The 21,372-nt window shown below is 36.9% G+C and carries 24 protein-coding genes; 15 read left to right on the top strand and 9 right to left on the bottom strand.

Going from position 1 to position 21,372, the window contains the following annotated elements:
* Nucleotides 1-8: 8 nt before the first annotated feature.
* The 3 genes from priB to rplI all read left to right on the top strand — a co-directional run bounded on the left by priB (nt 9) and on the right by rplI (nt 1,099).
* Complete coding sequence (priB, locus tag CWS31_RS11575) at nt 9-335, top strand: primosomal replication protein N (RefSeq protein ID WP_101345611.1); 327 nt, start codon at nt 9-11, stop codon at nt 333-335.
* 63 nt (nt 336-398) lie between these two features.
* A complete protein-coding gene (gene rpsR / locus CWS31_RS11570) occupies nt 399-626 on the top strand; it encodes a 30S ribosomal protein S18 (RefSeq protein ID WP_011041278.1) in 228 nt (75 codons plus the stop codon).
* A 17-nt stretch (nt 627-643) separates the two neighbouring features.
* Complete coding sequence (gene rplI, locus CWS31_RS11565) at nt 644-1,099, top strand: 50S ribosomal protein L9 (protein ID WP_101345612.1); 456 nt, start codon at nt 644-646, stop codon at nt 1,097-1,099.
* 101 nt (nt 1,100-1,200) lie between these two features.
* Here the strand turns inward: rplI and CWS31_RS11560 are convergent, their stop codons facing one another.
* Entirely contained in the window at nt 1,201-2,292 is a 1,092-nt protein-coding gene (locus CWS31_RS11560; RefSeq protein WP_101345613.1) for a BamA/TamA family outer membrane protein, read from the bottom strand.
* Between the two features lie 705 nt (nt 2,293-2,997).
* Between CWS31_RS11560 and CWS31_RS11555 the strand changes: the two genes are divergently transcribed.
* The 3 genes from CWS31_RS11555 to CWS31_RS11545 all read left to right on the top strand — a co-directional run bounded on the left by CWS31_RS11555 (nt 2,998) and on the right by CWS31_RS11545 (nt 5,065).
* Nucleotides 2,998-3,960, top strand: coding sequence for a SphA family protein (locus tag CWS31_RS11555; protein WP_101345614.1), 963 nt, complete (start codon nt 2,998-3,000; stop codon nt 3,958-3,960).
* 96 nt (nt 3,961-4,056) lie between these two features.
* Nucleotides 4,057-4,620, top strand: a complete 564-nt coding sequence (locus tag CWS31_RS11550; RefSeq protein ID WP_101345615.1) for an MAPEG family protein — start codon at nt 4,057-4,059, stop codon at nt 4,618-4,620.
* Nucleotides 4,621-4,684: 64 nt separating this feature from the next.
* Nucleotides 4,685-5,065, top strand: a complete 381-nt coding sequence (locus CWS31_RS11545) for a SpoIIAA family protein (RefSeq protein ID WP_101345616.1) — start codon at nt 4,685-4,687, stop codon at nt 5,063-5,065.
* 147 nt (nt 5,066-5,212) lie between these two features.
* Here the strand turns inward: CWS31_RS11545 and proB are convergent, their stop codons facing one another.
* The gene (gene proB / locus CWS31_RS11540; RefSeq protein WP_101345617.1) at nt 5,213-6,307 is read right to left on the bottom strand and encodes a glutamate 5-kinase; all 1,095 of its coding nucleotides are present in this window, start codon (nt 6,305-6,307) and stop codon (nt 5,213-5,215) included.
* Nucleotides 6,308-6,518: 211 nt separating this feature from the next.
* On the opposite strand from proB, the gene CWS31_RS11535 reads away from it, so the two are divergent.
* The 4 genes from CWS31_RS11535 to CWS31_RS11520 all read left to right on the top strand — a co-directional run bounded on the left by CWS31_RS11535 (nt 6,519) and on the right by CWS31_RS11520 (nt 11,124).
* Nucleotides 6,519-7,397, top strand: a complete 879-nt coding sequence (locus tag CWS31_RS11535; protein WP_101345618.1) for a LysR family transcriptional regulator — start codon at nt 6,519-6,521, stop codon at nt 7,395-7,397.
* A gap of 236 nt (nt 7,398-7,633) precedes the next feature.
* Nucleotides 7,634-7,876 carry a hypothetical protein gene (locus CWS31_RS11530; RefSeq protein ID WP_101345619.1) on the top strand — a complete coding sequence of 81 codons (243 nt, stop codon included), beginning with the start codon at nt 7,634-7,636 and terminating at the stop codon, nt 7,874-7,876.
* Between the two features lie 232 nt (nt 7,877-8,108).
* A complete protein-coding gene (gene gshB / locus CWS31_RS11525) occupies nt 8,109-9,146 on the top strand; it encodes a glutathione synthase (protein ID WP_101345620.1) in 1,038 nt (345 codons plus the stop codon).
* Nucleotides 9,130-11,124 carry a flavohemoglobin expression-modulating QEGLA motif protein gene (locus CWS31_RS11520; protein WP_101345621.1) on the top strand — a complete coding sequence of 665 codons (1,995 nt, stop codon included), beginning with the start codon at nt 9,130-9,132 and terminating at the stop codon, nt 11,122-11,124. The genes gshB and CWS31_RS11520 overlap by 17 nt, the downstream gene beginning before the upstream one ends.
* 184 nt (nt 11,125-11,308) lie before the next feature.
* On the opposite strand, the gene yrfG is transcribed toward CWS31_RS11520, so the two are convergent.
* On the bottom strand, nt 11,309-11,974 hold the full coding sequence (gene yrfG, locus CWS31_RS11515) for a GMP/IMP nucleotidase (RefSeq protein ID WP_101345622.1): 666 nt from the start codon (nt 11,972-11,974) through the stop codon (nt 11,309-11,311).
* Nucleotides 11,975-12,113: 139 nt separating this feature from the next.
* On the opposite strand from yrfG, the gene nudE reads away from it, so the two are divergent.
* Both nudE and cysQ read left to right on the top strand, forming a co-directional pair.
* A complete protein-coding gene (nudE, locus tag CWS31_RS11510; RefSeq protein ID WP_101345623.1) occupies nt 12,114-12,665 on the top strand; it encodes an ADP compounds hydrolase NudE in 552 nt (183 codons plus the stop codon).
* A 172-nt stretch (nt 12,666-12,837) separates the two neighbouring features.
* Complete coding sequence (gene cysQ, locus CWS31_RS11505; RefSeq protein ID WP_101345624.1) at nt 12,838-13,659, top strand: 3'(2'),5'-bisphosphate nucleotidase CysQ; 822 nt, start codon at nt 12,838-12,840, stop codon at nt 13,657-13,659.
* A gap of 36 nt (nt 13,660-13,695) precedes the next feature.
* Here cysQ and CWS31_RS11500 read toward each other — a convergent pair whose 3' ends face one another.
* The 4 genes from CWS31_RS11500 to CWS31_RS11485 form a co-directional block, all read right to left on the bottom strand.
* Complete coding sequence (locus tag CWS31_RS11500; RefSeq protein WP_101345625.1) at nt 13,696-13,932, bottom strand: YheU family protein; 237 nt, start codon at nt 13,930-13,932, stop codon at nt 13,696-13,698.
* Between the two features lie 177 nt (nt 13,933-14,109).
* Entirely contained in the window at nt 14,110-14,238 is a 129-nt protein-coding gene (locus CWS31_RS11495) for a DUF3149 domain-containing protein (protein ID WP_101345626.1), read from the bottom strand.
* Between the two features lie 176 nt (nt 14,239-14,414).
* A complete protein-coding gene (locus tag CWS31_RS11490) occupies nt 14,415-15,167 on the bottom strand; it encodes a tetratricopeptide repeat protein (RefSeq protein ID WP_101345627.1) in 753 nt (250 codons plus the stop codon).
* Nucleotides 15,168-15,236: 69 nt separating this feature from the next.
* Complete coding sequence (locus CWS31_RS11485; RefSeq protein WP_101345628.1) at nt 15,237-17,174, bottom strand: ATP-binding cassette domain-containing protein; 1,938 nt, start codon at nt 17,172-17,174, stop codon at nt 15,237-15,239.
* Nucleotides 17,175-17,352: 178 nt separating this feature from the next.
* On the opposite strand from CWS31_RS11485, the gene CWS31_RS11480 reads away from it, so the two are divergent.
* Nucleotides 17,353-17,556, top strand: coding sequence for a YheV family putative zinc ribbon protein (locus CWS31_RS11480; protein ID WP_101345629.1), 204 nt, complete (start codon nt 17,353-17,355; stop codon nt 17,554-17,556).
* Nucleotides 17,557-17,725: 169 nt separating this feature from the next.
* On the opposite strand, the gene CWS31_RS11475 is transcribed toward CWS31_RS11480, so the two are convergent.
* Nucleotides 17,726-17,989, bottom strand: a complete 264-nt coding sequence (locus CWS31_RS11475; RefSeq protein WP_101345630.1) for a SlyX family protein — start codon at nt 17,987-17,989, stop codon at nt 17,726-17,728.
* Nucleotides 17,971-18,954, bottom strand: coding sequence for a WD40 repeat domain-containing protein (locus CWS31_RS11470; RefSeq protein WP_101345631.1), 984 nt, complete (start codon nt 18,952-18,954; stop codon nt 17,971-17,973). Before CWS31_RS11470 ends, CWS31_RS11475 begins: the two co-directional genes overlap by 19 nt.
* Nucleotides 18,955-19,133: 179 nt before the next feature.
* Here CWS31_RS11470 and CWS31_RS11465 point away from each other — a divergent pair, with 179 nt between their 5' ends.
* Together CWS31_RS11465 and CWS31_RS11460 are read left to right on the top strand one after the other, a co-directional pair.
* Entirely contained in the window at nt 19,134-19,910 is a 777-nt protein-coding gene (locus CWS31_RS11465) for an FKBP-type peptidyl-prolyl cis-trans isomerase (protein WP_101345632.1), read from the top strand.
* A gap of 199 nt (nt 19,911-20,109) precedes the next feature.
* On the top strand, nt 20,110-21,372 hold the full coding sequence (locus tag CWS31_RS11460; RefSeq protein WP_101345633.1) for a glycosyltransferase: 1,263 nt from the start codon (nt 20,110-20,112) through the stop codon (nt 21,370-21,372).

The raw sequence follows: 21,372 nt of genomic DNA, 5'->3' as shown, positions 1-21,372 counted from the left end.
AGTAATTTGTGATTGTCTCGCAAGGTAGCTTGCAAGAGAATCATCTGGTGTTGACTGGAGAGGTGGTTAGAAGCCCCAAACAATCAACAAGCCCTGCAGGTATTGCTCATAGTCAGTTTTCAATAGACCACAAATCTATACAAAATGAAGCTGGTATGAACCGACAAGCATTTGTCAGAATACAGGTTGTGGCTACAGGTGAGTTATCACACTTAACACGTGAATTAGTTGCTGGAAAGGTAATAAAAGTGTCTGGTTTTATAAACCGTCATGAATCTAGAAACGGTAATCCGCTTTTAGTATTACACGCCCAGCATATTGAAATGATTAATTAGGCTTTATTTACTAACGGTTTATAACAAACAGGTTAATTAGATAAAACCATATTGGAGAACTCCATGTCTCGTTTTTTTAGACGTCGTAAGTTTTGCCGCTTCACAGCGGAAGGCGCAACATCTATCGATTATAAAGATATTGCAACGTTAAAAAATTATATCACTGAAAGTGGTAAAATTGTTCCTAGCCGTATCACTGGTACTGCTGCTAAATATCAACGTCAATTAACTCGTGCTATTAAACGCGCTCGTTACTTGTCATTGTTACCATACACCGACTTACATAAGTAAGCTAATAGGGGTTTAAAATGGAAGTAATTCTTCTTGATAAAATCGCCAAATTAGGCGGCCTTGGTGACAAGGTATCTGTTAAATCAGGTTATGCACGTAACTTCTTATTACCGCAAGGTAAAGCAGTTTTTGCATCTCAAGCTAACGTTGAGCACTTTGAAGCACGTCGTGCTGAAATTGAAGCTGACCTAGCTAAAGTATTAGCAGCAGCAGAAGCACGCGCAGCTAAAGTTGTGGCATTAGCTGAAGTTACTATCGCATCAAAATCTGGTGAAGCTGGTAAATTATTCGGTTCTATTGGTACTCGTGATATCGCTGATGCGATCACTGAAGCTGGCGTAGAAGTTACAAAAGCTGAAGTACGTTTACCTTTAGGTGCTATCCGCGAAACAGGTGAATACGAAATTGCAATTCACTTACACACAGATGTTGATACTAGCATCAAAGTGGTAGTTATCGCTGAAGCTGAATAACTTATTATAGCGTTAAGCTATTAATGCAAGTTATTGATAAAAACACCGTGTTCTCTTTGAGAAGACGGTGTTTTTTTATGTTTAAAATTAAGTAACTATAACTAGAAAGCTTCTCCAACAGAAACGTATAATGCATCATTATCACCAGAACGGGCATAATCTACGCGGAAGTTAATACGCTGCGACTCTAATACCATATAACGCATACCTAAACCGTAGCTATTTACATTACTTTGATCACCCAACTCTTTAATGGTTTGTGCGTCATAGCCAATACCAACAAAAGCGACAAAACCAAGTTTTCGCCAAGCCCTCCATCGAAGTGCTGTTTGTGCTGAGGCAGAGGCTTTATTTAAATAATTTGTCGCCGAAAAACCCCGTAATGAAATAGTACAATAATCCCAAAGAGGCGCTTCTCCTGATTTTGCACAGGCTCTTATTTCCGTTGCCGACACTAAGTTGTCAGTCAGCTCAGTATAATAACGATAACGCGCATTGTAAGATTGGTAGGTGTTGGTACTACCCATTGAGGTGTTATTGAATAGAGTATCTATGCTGAGCCGTTGTCCTTTATAAGCATTTGTTTGGCTATCTCGAGTGTCATATTGTATTAACACACCTAGTCCGTTGGAGCTTGATGTATCAGTGGTTGATTGGAAGCCAGAGTTACCCGCTGTAGTAGTTGTCGTCGTTGTTGAACTGTTGCCATCAGTTTCAATATTTCCTGAAATGCTTTGCGTGTTATGCACGAATCTAGTTTGTCCGCCTATATACCAATGACTACCAAAACGACGAAGTAGTTCAGCTTTAAATAAAGTACCTGCTACATACCAATCAAGCTGATTACCATCTGCTGAATATTGTGGATCGAGTAAATTTAATTCCAGTGCTGTATATCCGCCACTTCCAACAAAACGCCAAGTGTCTTGTTCCCAGTAGTTTTTTTGAATTAAGCCATAAGCATAGCTTTTATTATTAGTGTAAGCTGCAACGCCTTGTGTCGCCGAAGAAGGCTGCGTTGCTTTCTGTTCAGCGCTTTGACTATGATAATAAGCGGCATCAATAACAATGCCTGAGCCAAGAGTTGGATCTACAATGGGGATTGGCACCGCAAAAAAAGATCCTTTTTGACCTTGCGCATGTTCTTTCTCATTGCGTAAATCTGTTGTCCATTCAGGAATAAGATTAGCCACGGCTTGTGTAGCCTTGTTGAGAGTGCTTTTTTTATCTTTTACTGCTTCTTTTTCTTGGGCATTTACTGATAAAGAAAACAGGGCGATGATGAGTACAATGTGTTTAATAATGATGTCAAATCCCTGTAGTTATTAATCGTTAAGAGCAATTTATTAAAATATAAGCTCTTTTTAGGTAAAGCTAGTGAACTTCATTACTTAGAAATTTATTTAGAAATTAAAATTTTTTAAGTGATGCACTACACTTAAAACCCGATCATAATGCACTAAAACATCACAAAATCAAAATAGAGTTTGGCTGTAATATATTATTTTTTGATTTTTTTATAAACAATTTTAATCTTGATATTGATGATGTTTTATATAGAAAGCTGAGTTCGATAAGCAAAATACTACAACAGCCTTATTTATTCGTTTTTCTTATAGTTAGCTGTGTTATGAAAGTTAACTATAACCACTTATTGGCTTCGCTTTTCCGCCTAGTACTACGAATACTTAAAATTATTGTCGAAGAAAAAATCTAAGTGATTGATATTATGTGCTAATCACTTTCATTATTTTTAACTCATGTTAGATCGATTAAATACCTGCTGCTAAGATTAACTAATGTTACTACAAGTTACTTAATTGTAAATTCAGCTGTAAATTTAGTGGAAAAAACAATCAGTCTAGATAAGATGAATATAAATTTTTAAGGGATATAAAATGAGTAGAATCAAAGAAATTATTAAATTAACACCGCTGCGTGTAACATTAGCGAGCGTTTTTTCAGCTAGTTTTGCACCTGTTGTAATGGCTGATGAAGGCGGTGTTGCTTTTTGGTTTTCAGGCCAATATGCTAGCTTTGCTGCTGTTCCGGCGACACCGGGTTGGTCAATACCAGCGCAAGGTTATTATTACAATGGTAGCGCAGCAAAGAGTAAAACCTTGCCACGTGGTAATGTGCTTTCAGGTGACGTAGATTCAAGCTTGCCAGTGCTGATTGTGCAACCAACATATTCACCACATACTAAACTTTGGGATGGACAACTATCTTTTGGTTTAGGTTTTGGCTGGGGTAGTAATACCACAAGCGCTGATATAGCTATTAGTGATCCATTACTTTTGCAAAACGAGAAAGATACAGTTACAGGCATGACAGATTTGTACCCTGTTGTAAGTCTTGCTTGGAATAATGGTAATGATAATTGGATGACCTACCTAACTGGTGATATACCAACGGGTGATTACAATGCTTCTAGTTTAAGTAACCTTGGTATTGGTCATGGCGCAGTTGATTTAGGCGGTGGTTACACCTATTTCAATGAAACGACAGGACGTGAGCTTTCAGCAGTACTTGGTTTTACCTACAATATAGAAAATGATGATACTAATTATCAAAACGGCATCGATGTGCATTTAGATTGGGGGGTATCACAGTTTCTTAACCAACATTGGCAAATAGGTATTGTTGGTTATGTTTACGGACAAATAACTGCTGACTCAGGAGATTCGGTATTTGCTGATGATATTAAATCTAGCATTGCAGCCGTAGGCCCCGAAATTGGCTATTCATTCACTATGAATAATCAAGCCGCTTATATTAATCTTCGTGGTTACTGGGAGTTCGCAGCAAAGCACCGTGTTGAAGGTGGTTCTGCTTTTGTAACCTTATCACTTCCGTTGTAGTTTCTTGTTAACATTAACCCGAGCCAACTAAACGTAATCGCAGTGTTTACTTATTTTAGATGTTTTGAAAAACAAGAGAAGAAAAGAGATCAAAGTATGAAGCTTTCAGTTAAGCAAAAGGGTGTGATTAAAGGTATGGCAACAGCTATGATGCTAGTTGCGGTTATTATTTCAGCCAGCATATATTTTGATCCTTTTTCAACGTCTTTTGTTGGTTATATTAAAGGCGAGGGTGGTAGTAGCATTGAAAGTAGATTTGTAATGTTTGGTTTTTCACTCATACTACCAACTTTAACTATTATCGTTTCAATTGGTCGATTGGCTAAATTTCGATTTTTAAGCGCTGAAGATATTGATGGTAGTGGTTTAACTAAAGGCTCGAAACAAGCAATTCTGCTACAAAGTATACTACAAAATACCCTGGAGCAATTTGTTATTGCCGTAGCAGTTTATAGCGCATGGTGTTTATTAATGCCCATTACTTGGTTATCGGCGATACCGTTTTGTTCGCTATTATTTGTGATTGGTAGAGTGCTGTTTTTTAAAGGTTATAAAGATGGAGCTGCTTCCCGTGCTTTAGGCTTTGCTTTAACCTTTTATTCTACAGCGCTGTTGTTTTTGATTTTAATTATTTATCAGCTATTGAAGGTACTAAGTTAGCTGGGGATTAAACTAGTGTTGTTGCTTAGTATAATATTTTTATAATTTAAAAGGAGCGTTGATTATGAGTACAGATAGACACGGTTTATCAATTGGTATTGAAAGATCTGGAGATAACTTTTTTCTTTCATTAAAAGCGGTCGGTACACTTACTCATGCAGACTATGAAGTTATCACGCCGTTAATTGACTCAGCATTAGCTACAGTAAAACAGCCTAGTGTAGACATGTTAGTTGATGGTACTGAATTAGATGGTTGGGAAATTCGAGCTGCATGGGATGACTTTAAATTAGGTCTCAAACATAATAATGAGTTTCATAAGATTGCTATTTTAGGTAACAAAAAATGGCAAGAGTTAGCAGCTAAAATTGGTACTTGGTTTATTTCAGGTGAAGTAAAGTATTTTGACAATATTGCAGATGCGACTGTATGGTTAAAATCTTAGTTAGCAGCTTGCTTATACAATATTTATAGCAGGCTCAAGCTACTAGTAAAGCCAAATAGCTACAGCAAGCAAAACAACTAGCCGGTTACAAAACGTATTATCGGCTAGTTTGTTAACCACTTCTGATATTTATAAAGTAGTCTATTTTTATAAAATAACCATGTCATCACGGTGTACAACAGCATCACCTTGATCGTGCCCTAAAATACTGTCAATGCTATCGCTGTGTTGACCCATTATGCGCTGTAAGTCATGTTGACTGTATAAACTAATACCTTTGGCTATTATTTTATTATTACGCTCATCAATTAAATCTACAGAATCACCCGGTTTAAAAGGTGACTCAGCTGATTTAACGCCTTTAGGAAGTAATGACGCACCTTTATTCAAAATAGCGTTAACTGCGCCGGCATCTAAAATAATTTTCCCTTGGCTTTTTAAACTATGTTTAAGCCAATGTTTTCTCGAAGAGATATTCTTATTGGCAATAAAACGTGTACCAGGATTTACTCCTGCTAATAAAGACTCAAATACTTCACTACGTGTACCATTAACAATATAAGTATTTATACCGTGCTCAACAGCTTTTTCAGCAGCTTGAATTTTTGTTTTCATGCCGCCAGTAGCAAGGTGACTTCGTGTTACTCCTGCCATAGCATATATTTCATCGGTAATTTCAGCTATTTCAGGAACCAGAACCGCATCAGCATTTACTTTAGGGTCTTTAGTAAATACTCCTTCAATATCACTTAAAATGAATAAAGCATCGGCTTCACAAACTTGCGCCACTAAAGCGGCAAGATTGTCGTTATCACCAACAGTTGCTTGCTTATCCGCAACTGTGTCGTTTTCATTAACAATTGGTAAAATACCATTAGCTAACTGAATTTTTATGGTGTGTTTAATACTAATAAAGCGCTCTCTATTAGTAAAATCTTCTTGGGTTATTAAAATTTGACTACAAGGAATGCTAAAAAAACGTTGCCAATTAGCCATCATCTGCATTTGCCCAACAGAAGCCATTGCTTTTCTGGTAGCGCCTGACAACTCAGGAGAACCATGATGAATTAGGCTGCGCCCAGCAGCTACAGAGCCAGACGATACGAGAATAATCTCTTTACCTTGTTTTTGACACTGGTTAATAAAGTGTGAGATAGCGGCAATATACTTGTCGCTACAACCGTCTTTATCTGGTGCAATTAAGGCACTACCTACTTTGATTACCGCTCGATTAAAATTCATTGTTTAGCCTGATATTTACTTGATATATTACTGTTTTTCTATGTTAATTTAAGCCTATACTTTTTTACAGGTTTATTCTTTAACCTAGTGAATTATTATATTCATTTCACTGCTGTCGCAGTTGACAGGTTATAGCTTTTCGCGGAGTATGCGGATAACTAATTAGGCTGTAAAACAATTAATATTTATCGTAACGATAAGAGAATGCATGATGGACATAGAGTTAATTAAAACTTTTTTAGAAGTGAAAGATTGTCGCCACTTTGGTAAAGCTGCTGAGAACTTATATTTAACTCAAGCCGCTATCAGCACTCGTGTTAGGCAGTTAGAAAGATACTTTGGTGTCAGCTTATTTCACCGTGCAAGAAACAATATTCAGCTGACTTTGGCGGGTGAGCGATTAGTACCGCACGCAGAAAACATGCTAAATACTTTACGCATGGCAAAACAAGATGTTGCCTTAACCACCGAGCAAGTAACCCAAATTTCTATTGCAGGTACACCTAATACTTGGGATGTCTATATTCATGACGCTATTTCAAAAATATACCTTAATCAACCGCAAATAAGTTTAGTTGCTGAGATCCTCTCGCGTGAACAATTAACGCGGCAATTACTTGAGCGGACCTTAGATGTAGCTATTTTGTTTGACCCGCCGAAAGTCGAAGAGTTGAGGATAGAATCGCTACATATGTTCAATTTGGTGCCAGTAACTACATTTACAAATGTGATTACCTGCCCATCACAAGTACAGCGCTATATTATGATTGATTGGGGTACTAGCTTTATAAATTGGCATGCCAAAGCAGTACCTGGTATTTCTATTCCCGCTATTAGAACGAGTACTGCACGGATAGCGCTTGATTTAATGTTGCAATGTGGTGGCAGCGCCTATTTACCAGATATGTTAGCAAAACCTTTTATTGAACAAGGCAAATTGTTTGCGATTGAGAGCCTACCTATTTTTGAGCGAGAATTGTTTAGTGCTTTTCACAAAGAGAATGAAAACGAAGAGCGCATTATAGAAATAAAAAATTTACTCAGAAAAGAGCAACCTGAAGCCCCAGCCATAATGTCGCCACTGGTATAATGAAAGGGCTATTAATTAAAAAGTAACTCAAATAGTTATTCAAATAATTACTCAAAAAGTATCCTATAAAGTTAATTATGGTTAGCTATTAATAATGAAATGAGAGTCAGGTCAGACGGAATTTACAACAAAGGTAAATTATATTTATCGTTAGCTTAAAAATTTTTTGCTTTTCTTAGTGGTCAAAAAAGTAGACTATCCGATTTTAACCCTGATTATCTTTTGGTGAGATAACAATGACCATGAATACAAATTACGAATTACCTGATTTTGACAATGAATACTTTGACAATCAAGGTGCTTCAGACGACATTGAAAATAACATTGCTGAGTTTGAATTAAGCGTACACTCTACTGAAGAGAAGAGTTCTAAGCATAATAACAAGCGTAACTTTCTTGCTAAGAAAAAGTTAGAGCAACTGCAAAAAGATAGTCGACGCAGCAAATTCGATGATGACAATTATGATGATTGGGATTAATCAACAAATTTAGCTTTAATTTGACTGATAGCGTTTAACTAATAGGTTTAACGCTATCGTATGTAGCTGCTTTTTGTAAACTAATCTTATAACTCCCATTTTTATTTTTTCATACGTTCAAAAGCGTAATCAACGCAAACGTAGGTGAAATCACTCCACTTAACTATGTTTCTGTAATATTCATCGTATACATTATTACCTTGGATAAGCGTTTTACAAAACAGGTAATACCATGAATATACTTTTTTTGATGTACCCTTGGGATAAAATCGATCCTGAGACGGATTCTACTTTACGTTTAATCCACGAATGCGTTTCACGTAATCATACTGTTGCTATTGCAACACCACACAACTTAACCATGCGTGATTCTGTTTCCAGTGCGTTTTGCCAAGTATTCAAGAAAAGCGATGTAGTTACGGCTAATATTGTCTCGTTTTATAAAAAAGCGGAATTTCAAAAGTCGCAGTTACCATTGGCTGGTTTTGATACCATCATCATGCGCGCTAATCCGCCATTAGACCCTATTACGCTAAATTTTCTAGATTCTGTACGTGATGATGTATTTATTATGAACGATATAGATGGTTTGCGTATTGCTAACACTAAGCTTTATACCGCTTCTTTTGATGATCCTACTAACCATTTTATTCCCGTTACGCATGTATCTAAAACAACAGAATACTTAGTTGATGTATTAAAAGAGTCTAAGTCTGACAAAATGATCATGAAGCCGCTAGATGGTTATGGCGGACATGGGGTTATTTTAGTTGAAAAAAGCGCACACAAAAGTTTCCAATCATTATTAGAGTTTTATATTAATAGTGGCAAAGGTGGTAACTACGTTATTTTACAAGAATATGTAGAAGGCGCTGATGCTGGTGATGTACGTATTATGATGTTAAATGGTGAACCTGTTGGCGCTATGAAACGTGTACCAGCCAGTAATGACGTACGTTCAAATATTCATGCTGGTGGCTCTGTAATAAAGCATGTTCTGACGAAAAATGAAAAAGCTTTGTGTAAGCACATTGGTCCTAAATTAGTTCGCGATGGTTTATATTTTGTAGGCATTGATGTGATTAATGAAAAATTGATTGAAGTTAATGTGCAAAGCCCTGGTGGTATTATGCGTATTAACAAATTGAACAATGTAAAACTACAAAAGAAAGTAATCGATTTTGTTGAAAGCGTTGTCAATGCTAAAGAGGCATTAGCACAACGTAAACATGAATTTAGAAAGGCGATAAACGATGCTCACATTATCTGAAACTGAATGTATTGAGTTAATCAATAAAGGTGAATGCTTTCACGCGACAGTAGAAAACGACGCATTTATTATTAAAATAGATGAATACAGTCCTGTAGTTTGTGCTGCCATCCATAATGGACATCATCTTCGAGAAGATTTACAAAAAACGTTTTTATTAAGTAATAAAGAGCAAGGATATGAAGAGTCACCGTATACGGCAGACTTAATTTCGTCATTTCCTATAGTTGTTATTGGTAATGATTCACGCTTTGAATACGACCTTAACCGCGCTAAAACCTTATCTACTTCAACCAAAACGACAAAAGATAAGCCCGTATGGAAAAAAGCCTTAACTGCAAAGCAGCGTAGTATAAGCCACGCCAAGCACGACTCATTTTATAATGTGATTGAAGCATTAATAGCTAAACTAGAGCAGCAATTTAAAAACACAATAGTGTTTGATGTGCACTCCTATAATTACCAGCGTATTAATAAAGCCTCGCCAACCTTTAATATTGGCTCGTCGCAAATTGATATGGAGCGTTGGGGCGCAATCGCGAAAAAATTTCAGCTAGAGTTAAATAAAATAGACTTGCCTAATATGGATGCATACGCGGCGACTGATGAAGTGTTTCACGGTCGAGGCTATCTTATTACCCATATTAGTGCGCATTTCGATAATACCTTGGTATTGCCAATTGAAGTTAAAAAAGTGTTTATGGATGAAACCAATGGAGAACTATTCCCATTAGTTTTAGAAGAGCTAAAAGCGGGTGTTAAACAAGCCATTGGTGAAACGACGGCATTTTTCATGCGTAAGTATAATAAGCAAAAGTCGGCAAAAAGCACTGACATTCTGACTTCTTCTTTAGCGCCTGAAATTATTAATCTTGATCGACAACTGGTTGAGCTTTGTAAAAATGTCGAAACGTTAAATTATATCAACCCGATTAACATTGCCAGTGAGCGAAAAAAATTTTTCTCTCCTAAAAATAGCGGCTCACCAGATTTTAGATATAAACAACTTAATATTGACCCGTATCATTTTAGAGAGCAGCTTTATAAGTTACCCGTAAGTGACATTATGGATGCCGATATTCAACAACTGTACCGTCATACTATTGATAATTTGGCCAACAAAATTGATTTGTTAACCTCCATTGGTACTGACGACTTTGTTTATAACTCTCTTCGTTATTATGGTGAGCCAACCCGACAAGATATTGCCAATGCTGAATTTATTTTACGCGCACCTGAAATAGAAGGTGAATTTGAAGAGTCTATTCACGACGCAGATTACGCTGTTAAATATTATATAGAGCAGGCGAGTCAGTGGGGCTTACAGTGTAAAATAGAAAAATCAGCAAAGCTTGTTGCTAAAGCCATGGTGAATAATGAAAAACGTTTATTATTAATTAATAAAGACGCCACGTTTACTAAATCAGAATTACAAGGTTATGCATTTCATGAGTTAGGTATTCACATGCTAACGACTATTAATGCGAAAGAGTCTCAGCTGAAAGTGTTTTCAATAGGTTTGACTGGTAATACCCATACCCAAGAAGGTTTAGCTATTTTTAGTGAATATTGCTCAGGTAATTTAACTTTATCGCGCTTAAAAACACTTGCCTTACGCGTGATAGCGGTAAAGTATATGTTAGAGCATGGCGACTTTACTAAAACCTATCAATTATTAATGACTAATTATGGGGTTAGCTCTGCTAATGCATTTACCTTAACTACACGTGTTTATCGAGGTGGCGGCTTTACTAAAGATCACCTTTATTTGAAAGGCTTTAGAGATATTCTGAATGTCCGTAATTCAGCAAATATTGAAGACTTATTGGTTGGAAAAACAGGTTTATTAGACTTCGGGGTGATTTCAGAAATGATTGAACGAGGTCTTATTAATAAACCAGTATCATTATTTCCGTTGGAGATTAAACAGAATAGCCCAATGAGCATTTTAGATTATTTGGTTAGCTCAATTAAGTAACCTGAACTCGGGATAATGAAATTGTAAAGTATAACAATATCAACTATTTGTACTAGCGCATCTACAATCGTTTTAATTATTCGTAGTCCAATACGAGAAAGCGAAGCCGTAACTTCTTTTATATGGCAGTAATTTTCGCTTTTTGAATTTGGATTATACGTGTAAATACTATCGTTATGTATTTCTATTCAATTTCAGATAATAAGCTTCTATAGTCAAGAACATTGGTAAAACCGTCAATGTTCTTTGCAGGAATAGTACTATTGGGGTTAGCCACCGCCATAATGTACTTAATACCAAACTCTTGAGCTGCCAATAAAACTTGCTGCGAATCATCAACAAATAAGGTTGAGTGTTTATCAAAATTAAGCGTACTTTGTAATTGTTGCCATAACGTTTGGCATTCTTTGGTTACACCAAAAATATGACAAGATATTAATTCACTGATATGTAAATCTAACTGTGTTTTTTCAATTTTTAAACTGAGTGAATCTGGGTGAGCATTGGTTACTAAAACTATTCTTTTCCCTGCTGCTTTGAGCGTGTCTAAAAAAGGGATTACGTCATCTCTAATTTTTATTAAGTGACTTAGCTCCTGTTTTAGTTCGAGGATTGGTAAGTTTAATTCTTTTTGCCAATAGTCTAAACAATACCATTCTATTTTACCCTGAACAGCGCCATATTTTTGCATCATTTCTGATTTTGCTTGCTGTAAGCTGATCTTATTTTTTTGGGCGATAATGTCAGGAATGTGCTCCAACCAAAATTCAGTATCGAAATTAAGGTCGAGTAATGTACCGTCCATATCAAGAAGAACTGTGTTTATTTTTGACCAATTAATATTCGTCATTGACGACAAACCTCATGAAAAATGTTTAGACCAGATTAATACAGATAAATATTACCATTTAGCTATTCCAAAAGTATTCTTTATCGTGGCATTATAGTGATAACTCAGCGAAAAATAATGAACAAATGTAGTTTGTATTATGCCTAATAAAAACCAATTGCCAATAATAACTCATCGAAAGCAAGTTGCTAAAAGTGCACTATTTGGTATTGAACAAATAGATTTAACGTTTAGTAATGGTGAGCAACGCCAATACGAGCGTATGATGGGCAGCGGGCGTGGCGCAGTAATGATAGTGCCGATGGTTGATGATGATACTTTAATGTTGGTGCGTGAATACTGTGCAGGTACGCACAGTTATTTGCTGGGTTTTCCTAAAGGCCTTATTGATATTGGCGAGTCAGCTGAGCATGCAGCCAATAGAGAACTACAAGAAGAAATTGGTTTTGGCTGTAAGCAATTACATAAACTGTCTGAGTTGATGATGGCTCCAGCTTTTTTTAACGCCAAAATGACAATATTTTTAGCAACAGATCTATACTGTTCTGTATTAGAAGGTGATGAACCAGAGCCACTCGAGGTGGTAACTTGGTCAATTAAAGACTATAAAGAACTATTACAGCAGGAAGATTTTACTGAAGCACGTAGTATTGCTGCATTAATGTTATTGCGTGATTTCCTGCAAGATTAGTATTACATCTGCTAGCTTTTGCTGAGCTAGCCTTTCACAACGTTACCTCATGAACTGTTTTTACGAACTACTTTCATAACGTTATTTTAAGTAGTTATTTTTCAAAAATTGAACAAGCCTTAATTTTGATAATAACTCACAAAGATTAAATAAAAATGGGCGGAATATAAATATGAGCCAAGAAAACTTACTAAACATTGCTTTGCAGAGCGCTAAAAAAGCAGGTGTAGAAGTAATGAAGTATTATCGCCAAGGTAACTATACGCAAGTGACAAAAGCTGATGAAAGCCCAGTAACCAGTGCTGACATTGCCGCCAATGATATTATAATGGATCAATTGCGAACACTAACGCCAGATATTCCTATTATTTCAGAAGAAGTTGGTGCTGTAGGGTTAAGTGAGCGTAAAGATTGGTCTCGATATTGGTTGCTTGATCCCATTGATGGCACAGGTGAATTTATTATTGGCAGCGGCGACTTTGCGGTGAATATTGCATTGGTTGAAAATGGCTGGCCAACTATAGGGGTTATTCATGCACCTGATCATGGTCTAACTTATTACGGGCAAACCAACCTCGGCGCTTTTAAAGAAAACTTTGAAGCCAGCCACGCCATAAAGGTTGCAAAATATGAAGAAAAGCGCCGTATCAAAGTAGCAATAAGTCGTCGTCAGCAGTTAGCTCTAATGGGGCAATATCTGAATGATGACTTTGATTATGACCATGTTGCTTTAGGCAGTTGTTCATTAAAAAATTGTCTTATTGCGGAAGGTGGTGCCGATTGTTATTTACGTGTTGGTGTTACCGGCGAGTGGGACACAGGCGCTAGCCAATGTATTTTAGAGCAAGCTGGCGGTAATATTATTGACAGCGAGTTTAACCCGCTTAGTTATAATAAACGTGAAAGTTTACTTAACCCTGATTTTGTCAGTTTAGGTTCTAGAGATATTCCTTGGCAACAAATTATTAAACCGCATAGAAAAATATACGGTTAATTCGCCAATAGATAAACCAGTGCTAAATACTGGTTTTTACTCTTGCTCTTCCATACCTGCTTGAAACTGATCACTGGGTAAAATATTTACGCTTTCGTGTAATTCAGAATAAACCAAAACCGCTTTGCCTTGCTCAAGTTGCTGTTTAACTTGAAATATCTTATCTTTTTTACTTACATCTTCTGCGCCGTATTCGGTACCTTCTCGTAAAATAAAATCTTCAATAATAGCGGCTAAGGTTTCAGAAGATAGTTGTTCTAAAGGGATGATCATATGGAGGGTTTACACTTAATTAATGGGACTAGTATTAGCATCGATTGTAACGCTGAATGACAAAATACCCAATGTATTCTCAATAATTAATCCCTGCTAAGGTTAATTAGTTAAAGCGAAGCGATTAGTTAGCCATATTTATCGGTGATATAGATGAATATGGCTAGGCTATATTTTTTATTGGTTGTTTTTGATATGCGACATAAAGTAATACACATAAAAGGTGCAAATACCGAGCATTATAGCGATACCACCAAAAGCGAACATTACAACAGGATCGTTGGTTAGCATAGATAATAGGTTCATGATGAGCTCCGTTAGTGTTTGAATAAATTTATATATTCAGTGTAACTAAGTAACTCATTCATTTACCTGATGTAGATCAACATTAATGCTAGTTCTTTCACCCTAGAGGCATCGACTGTTTTAACACTTGCTATTTTTAATATAATAATCGATTAATATATGAATTCAAGAACCGATTAATATAAGAGCTCTGCTTCGGCTAGTCTTGCTGCATTCTCTTGTTCAGCAACCATTTTGTGGTAAAGCTTGGTTGCTTTTTGAGTATTTTCTTCAATCATTCTTTGTGACATATCGCGAGCATCTATTTTTCGGCTTGTTTCTGCATTTGGGTAGCCATTCCAAGCTGCAATGGTATTCCAAATAAATGATAAGTCTTTACTTTTTTCGACGCCTTTACCTTCACTATAAAGTAACGCTAAGTTATATTGTGCCAAAGCATAGTTTTGATTTGCTGCACTTTTGTACCAGCGCGATGCTTTAAAATCATCTTGCTCTACGCCTAAACCATTAGCGTACATTACCGCTAAATTAAATTGTGCGCTGAGTATGTCTTTTTTAGCGGCTTTATGAGTTAATTCAAACGCTTTCTTTAGGTCTTGTTTGATAAATTTACCACTACTGTAATAAAGCGATAATTCAAATTGTGCGTCAGGGTTATTTTGATCTGCGGCTAGAGTGAATAATTCAATAGCTTTGGCACCGTCTTTAGAAACCCCATAACCATTTTGATAAATTAAGCCCATTTGGTATTGTGCCGGTGCATAACCTTCTGCAACTAATGGCTCGAATTGCGCAATTGCGGCGTGAAATTCACCACGATTTAACTCATAAATACCTTGATCAAGGCTATAGTTTTGGCTTAACACAGAGAAACTGCTTAGTGCTGTGCAAAGTAGTGTTAAAGTAAACAATACTATTTTAGTGTTCATAATATTTCCTCTTGGTGTTTTGTGTTTCATTTTATTTTTGTTCAGTACTTTCATTAGTATAGGTGAGTATTATTCAGGATCAGACATTATCTCTTCTATTTCTTCAGCAAGCTCAAGCCAGACCATTTCATTTTCTTCAAGGTCACTTTTTAATTCTGCCTGTTTTTTTAATAAGTCAGTTAACTCTGTTTTGCGCTCCGCCTGATAAAGTTCTGTATCGCTTAGTAACACTTCAATAGCGGTTATTTCTGCTTGCCATTGATTGATCTTTTTCTCTAATTTATCGGCTTCTTTGCGCAGTGGTGCGGCTTTTTTTCTTAGTTCGGCTTGTTGTTGGCGTAGTTGTTTTTTGTCTAAGCCTTTATCATTGCCAATGTCACTACCTTGTTGTTCAGCTTTTACTGATTTTACGGTTTGTTTTTTATCATCGTTCAGCCATTGTTGATAATCATCAATATCGCCACTAAAATCACTTACACGACCGTTAGCAACAAGATAAAACTCATCAACACAAGACTCTAATAAAAACCTATCATGAGCAATTAAAATGATTGCCCCACCAAAGTCTTGTAAAGCCATAACTAACGCTTGGCGCATTTCTAAATCTAAATGGTTGGTTGGTTCATCGAGTAGAAGTAATTGTGGTTTCTCTAAAACGATTAATGCTAAAACTAAACGCGCTTTTTCACCACCAGACATGGTTGCGACTTGTGACAATGCTTGATCACCACTAAAACCAAACTTACCTAAAAAAGTACGTGCTTGCGGTTCACCTAACTCAGGTTTAGCGCGCAAAATATGATCAACAGGGCTTGATGGCGCATGTAATTGTTCTAATTGATGTTGCGAGAAATATCCGACTTTTAATTCTTGAGCACAGTAACGTTCGCCATTAAGCAGGGCAATTTCACCAGCGAGTGATTTAATTAAGGTCGATTTACCCGCGCCGTTTCTACCGAGTAAGCCAATACGACTACCAGGCACTAAAGTTAAACCAACATCATCTAAAATAATAGTTTGCTCACCTTTGGCAGATTTAGCGTACCCACACTGGCTTTCGGTTAATGATAATAGCGGGTAGGGCAAGCTTTCTGGTTCTTCAAAACTAAAGGTAAATTGGCTATCAACATGGGCTGGCGCTAAATCAGGTAATTTCTCTAAACGTTTTAAACGGCTTTGCGCTTGCTTTGCTTTACTGGCTTTTGCGCGAAAACGATCAACAAAAGCCGTCAGGTGTGCTGCTTCTTTTTGCTGCTTTTGATATTGCGCATCTTGCTGTGCTAAGTGCTCTCTGCGTTGACGCTCAAAGGCCGTATAATTACCGCTGTATAAGTTGGCGCGTTGGTGCTCTATATGTAGAATTTGACCAATTACGGTATCAAGAAAATCACGGTCATGAGAAATAAGCACTAAGGTACCAGTAAAGCGCTTTAACCAGCGCTGTAACCAGATTACCGCGTCTAAATCTAAATGGTTGGTTGGTTCATCAAGTAGTAATAAATCAGCACGTGATATTAACGCTTGTGCCAAGTTTAAGCGCATGCGCCAACCACCAGAAAAGTCTTTTACTGGGTTATCAAGTTGTGATTGTAAAAAGCCTAAACCATGTAATAATTCACCGGCGCGAGCAGGTAAGCTGTAACCGTTAATAGTGTCTATTTTATTAATGATGGTTGCTTCAAGGTTACCATTTTCGGTAAGGCGTGCTTGTTCTAACTCTTTTTCTAATTGACGAAACTCAGTATCGCCATCCATGACGTAATCAATCGCGCTTTGCTCTAACGACGGTGTTTCTTGTTTTACCGTAGCAATATCCCAACTGGTAGGCATAGACAAATCACCCGAATCTGGCGCTAAATCACCTAAAAGTGCGGCGAATAAAGATGATTTTCCACAGCCATTACTACCCACTAAACCAACTTTATGATTTGGATGAATTGTAAAGCTAGATGACTTAATGAGGTTTTTAGCTCCTCTATCTAAACTTAGGTCTGTGGCGATAATCAATGGTAATTCCTCGGTAAAATAACAATATAAAAAGCATTATAAATATAGCGTGGCGAGATGATATTCAAGCGTTTTGTGTGCCGCTAAAAAAATGCTGATGCATTGTCGCTTTTCCTATGGGCACTATTCAAGGTAAAATAGTGATAATTGAACATTAATAGATAAGTAGTAGATAAAAATGAGTAAAGTATCGAAAAAGAGATTTATTTCTGGCGCAGTTTGCCCTAAATGTAAAGCTATAGACACTATGGCATTAACCAAAGAAAATAATGTTGAAAAAGTAACCTGTGTAAGTTGTGGCGAGCAAATGGTACAAACAGAAGAGCATGTTGAAAAAGTTGTGCGTGAGCATGAGCAGGTTATTGGCGTCTTTAAACCTTAAGACGTTATTTATTGCTGTATAAATTAACTAGGGCATCAGAAGTACTTATTAACTAGCGTCAACTCTGTTCTTCTTTCTAATTAACTCATACAGCTTCAAATTAATAAGGATTTAGAAAATATTTAAAGCATCAAAGGTTATCATTATTAAATACTGAGTTATTCGGTGATTAATAATGCGGTGGTGGTGGTTCAACTTCTTCAGCGTCGCTTGATAAAGTACCTGCATCTTTTAAGCGATTCGCGACTAATTGTAATTGTTGTTTTAATTCCGATATTTGATTGTTATGCGCGGCAAGTTCTTGGCTTAGCTGTTCAATTACATCATCTTGAAAAACGTTGCGCGATTCTAAATCGTCAACACGATCTTCAAGTTGCTGAACATAATTGGTGTTAGTGCCGTGTGCACTTAAAGTTATTTCGTGATTGGCCATGATTCAACATATCCTGATGAGCTAATCGTTAAGAGGTTGTTATTATCGCCAAATGCGACACTATACACAACAGCGCCAGTAGGTCTATTTGCATCTTTAGGGGTAACAAACCAATGTGAAAGACGTTCACCGGTTGAAATATCCCAAATACTGACCTTTCTTGACGCAGCGCCTGTAATTAAGGTTTTACCGTCGGGTGAAAAACTCACTGAACTAAATACTTCTTGTCGCTTAGTCCCTTGTAAACTACTGATGCGTTTACCCGTTTTTAAGTCCCAAAGATAAGCGCCTTGCATACTATCCGCAGAAAAAGCGTATCGTCCGTGTGGATCTAAAGCGACTTTAGACACTCGTGAATTATGATTAAATTGATAAATGACTTGTCCAGATACACTGTCCCAGACATAAGCGGTAAAGTCATTACCGCCTGACATAGCGACACGGCCATTAGGTAACATATCTACGGTATTTATTTTTTCTTTGTGTCCTAAAAACTCTAACCGTCTGCCAGTATCGACGTTAACATGTACCACAGTGCCATTGCTTTTACCGATAAGTAAGTAATCACCGCCATTACTAACTGCAATATCTCTAATATGAGATTCTCGTACCTGCCAATAGCCTTCAGATTTACCCGTTGTTAAATTCCAAAGCGCAAAATTATCTCGGTTAGCGGTAAGTACATGACTTGCATTATCACTTATATCAATGGCAAGAACTAAATTATCACTGCTGTCTTGCTCTTGAGCCCAATTATATAGTCGTTGATTTTGTGTTAAATCCCAAACACTTAATCCGTGATGAATTGAAGAAACTACAGCATATTTTGCATTACTTGAAATATCGCCGGCATAAGCACCTTCTACAGCAAGTTGCCAACGGTGTAATGGCTCTTCTGTTACGGGCTTGCAGGCAGCGATCAGGGTGAATAAGACTAATGGAAAAATCCATTTACAATTTAACAAGATATTAATACTTTTTTATTTGGGCATTTATCGTTAGTATAAGTTCTTTTTTGAAATTGTTTACTGTTATCTTACTTAAATTTGCAACTTAAATGACAAGTTTAAATTTGTAAGCTAACAATACAGTTTTATGTTTTGATTGGGGAACACTCCAATTACATTATTAAATGGAGATATGAATGAAATTGTTTAAACCTACCCTAGTAGCCCTAGCATTATTTGCTGTTGTTGGTTGTAATGAAGAAGTTGTTGCAGAAGCAAAAGCGCCAGTACTTGATACTGAAATTCAAAAACAATCGTATGGTTTAGGTGCCTCAATTGGTATGTACATGCAACGCAATTTAGAAGAGCATGACAAATTAGGTTTATCGCTAGATAAATCACTAATCATTAGTGGTTTTGTAGATAGCATTGAAGGTAAATCAGTAATCGAAAAAGAAGAAATTCAAGCATTACTACAAAACCTTGACGCAAGTATGAAAGAAAAACAACAAGCAGCATTAGTTGCTGCTTCTGAAGCTAGCTTAGCTGAAGGCGTTGCTTTCCTTGCTGAAAATGCTAAAAAAGATGGTGTTATGGTAACTGACTCAGGTATTCAGTACGAAGTAATAACTGAAGGTGAAGGTGCTAAACCTTCAGCTGAAGATACTGTTACTGTGCATTACAAAGGTACTTTCTTAAATGGCGAAACGTTTGATAGTTCATACGACCGTAACGAACCTGCTGTTTTCCCACTTAATCGTGTAATTCAAGGTTGGACAGAAGGTGTACAATTAATGCCTGTTGGCTCTAAGTACAAATTTACAATTCCTTCAGAATTAGCGTACGGTCCTAACGGTAACCCACCACGTATTCCAGGTAATGCTGTATTACAATTTGAAATTGAATTATTAGATATTCAAGCGGCTGAAGCTGTAGCTGCAGAAATGGATGAGCACGGTCACGCTGCTCACTAGTTTTCACTCCTTATATAGCGAGAAAACTTTAGCCTTATAAGATTTATTTTAAGTTTTATCAAAGGTTAAGCAAAAAATTAAGCCACTCGTAAGTTATTACGAGTGGCTTTTTTATTTTTAGATGGTGTTTTATGACACACTGCTTTTCATTTTATGGCAAAATATGAAACCCACGTTTAAGTACCTTGATGTTTCCTCCATGAAAAAACTTCTTATTATTGGTTATGTTTGGCCCGAGCCTAATTCTTCGGCGGCAGGTAGCCGTATGATGCAATTAATTCAATTTTTTCAAATGCAAAACTATGACATTTCTTTTGCCAGTCCTGCATTAGAAACTGAGCACATGGTTGATTTAAGAAGTTTGCATATTGGCGTTGAAAACATTGCCCTTAATTGCTCAAGTTTTGATGAATTTATAAAAAAATTAAATCCTACGGTTGTGATGTTCGATCGTTTTATGATGGAGGAGCAGTTTGGCTGGCGGGTAAGTAAACATTGTCCAGATGCGATGCGTATTTTAGACACAGAAGATTTATTTTGTTTACGCAATGCTCGCCATCAAGCTTACAAGGAACAACGTGCACTGACTGATACTGATTTATTGACAAGTGATATGGCAAAGCGCGAAGTAGCTGCTATTTTTCGCTCAGATATTAGTTTGATGATCTCCAGTGTTGAAGTTGAATTGCTACAACGCTTATTTAAGGTTGATGCTAGCTTAATTCATTATTGTCCGTTTATGTTAAGCCAAGCACAACTTACTCAAACTAACCCTAAGTATGCACAACGTCATGATTTTATGGCAATTGGCAACTTTAGACACGCGCCTAATTGGGATGCGGTATTGTGGTTGAAGCAACAAATATGGCCTTTAATACGTAAGCAATTACCGCATGTAAAGCTTAATGTTTACGGTGCATATCCACCGCCTAAAGCGACAGATCTTCATGATGAAAAATCAGGCTTTCTAATTAAAGGTTGGGTTGATGATGCGGTACTTGCCATGCAAAGTGCAAAAGTCTGTTTAGCGCCGCTACGCTTTGGTGCCGGCATTAAAGGTAAGTTAGCTGAAGCCATGTATTGTGGCACACCATCTGTTACTACCGATATTGGCATTGAAAGCATGCAAACAAGTTTACCTTGGGCTGGCGCTGTAACCAATGATCCCCAGGCTATTGCTGATGCAGCGGTAAAGCTTTATCAAGAGGAAGTACTTTGGCAAGCTGCTAGTGATTTAGGCCAAAAAAATGCGCAGTTAATGTATCAAAGCGAAGTAATATTAACCGAGTTAGCCGTCAAATTAACGCAAGTTGCTACTGATCTTAATGCTCATCGACAAAACAATTTTATTGGCAGTATGCTTAATCATCATCACCATAAAAGTACACAATACATGTCACAATGGATTGATGTTAAAACTCAGTTGAAAGTATTGACTGAAAGCGATGGCGAAAGTTGTTGA

Source organism: Colwellia echini, from assembly GCF_002843355.2.
Classification (GTDB): Bacteria; Pseudomonadota; Gammaproteobacteria; order Enterobacterales; family Alteromonadaceae; genus Colwellia; species Colwellia echini.
The sequence above is the reverse complement of the archived record's forward strand: the minus strand, read 5'-3'. Positions and strand labels throughout refer to the sequence as shown.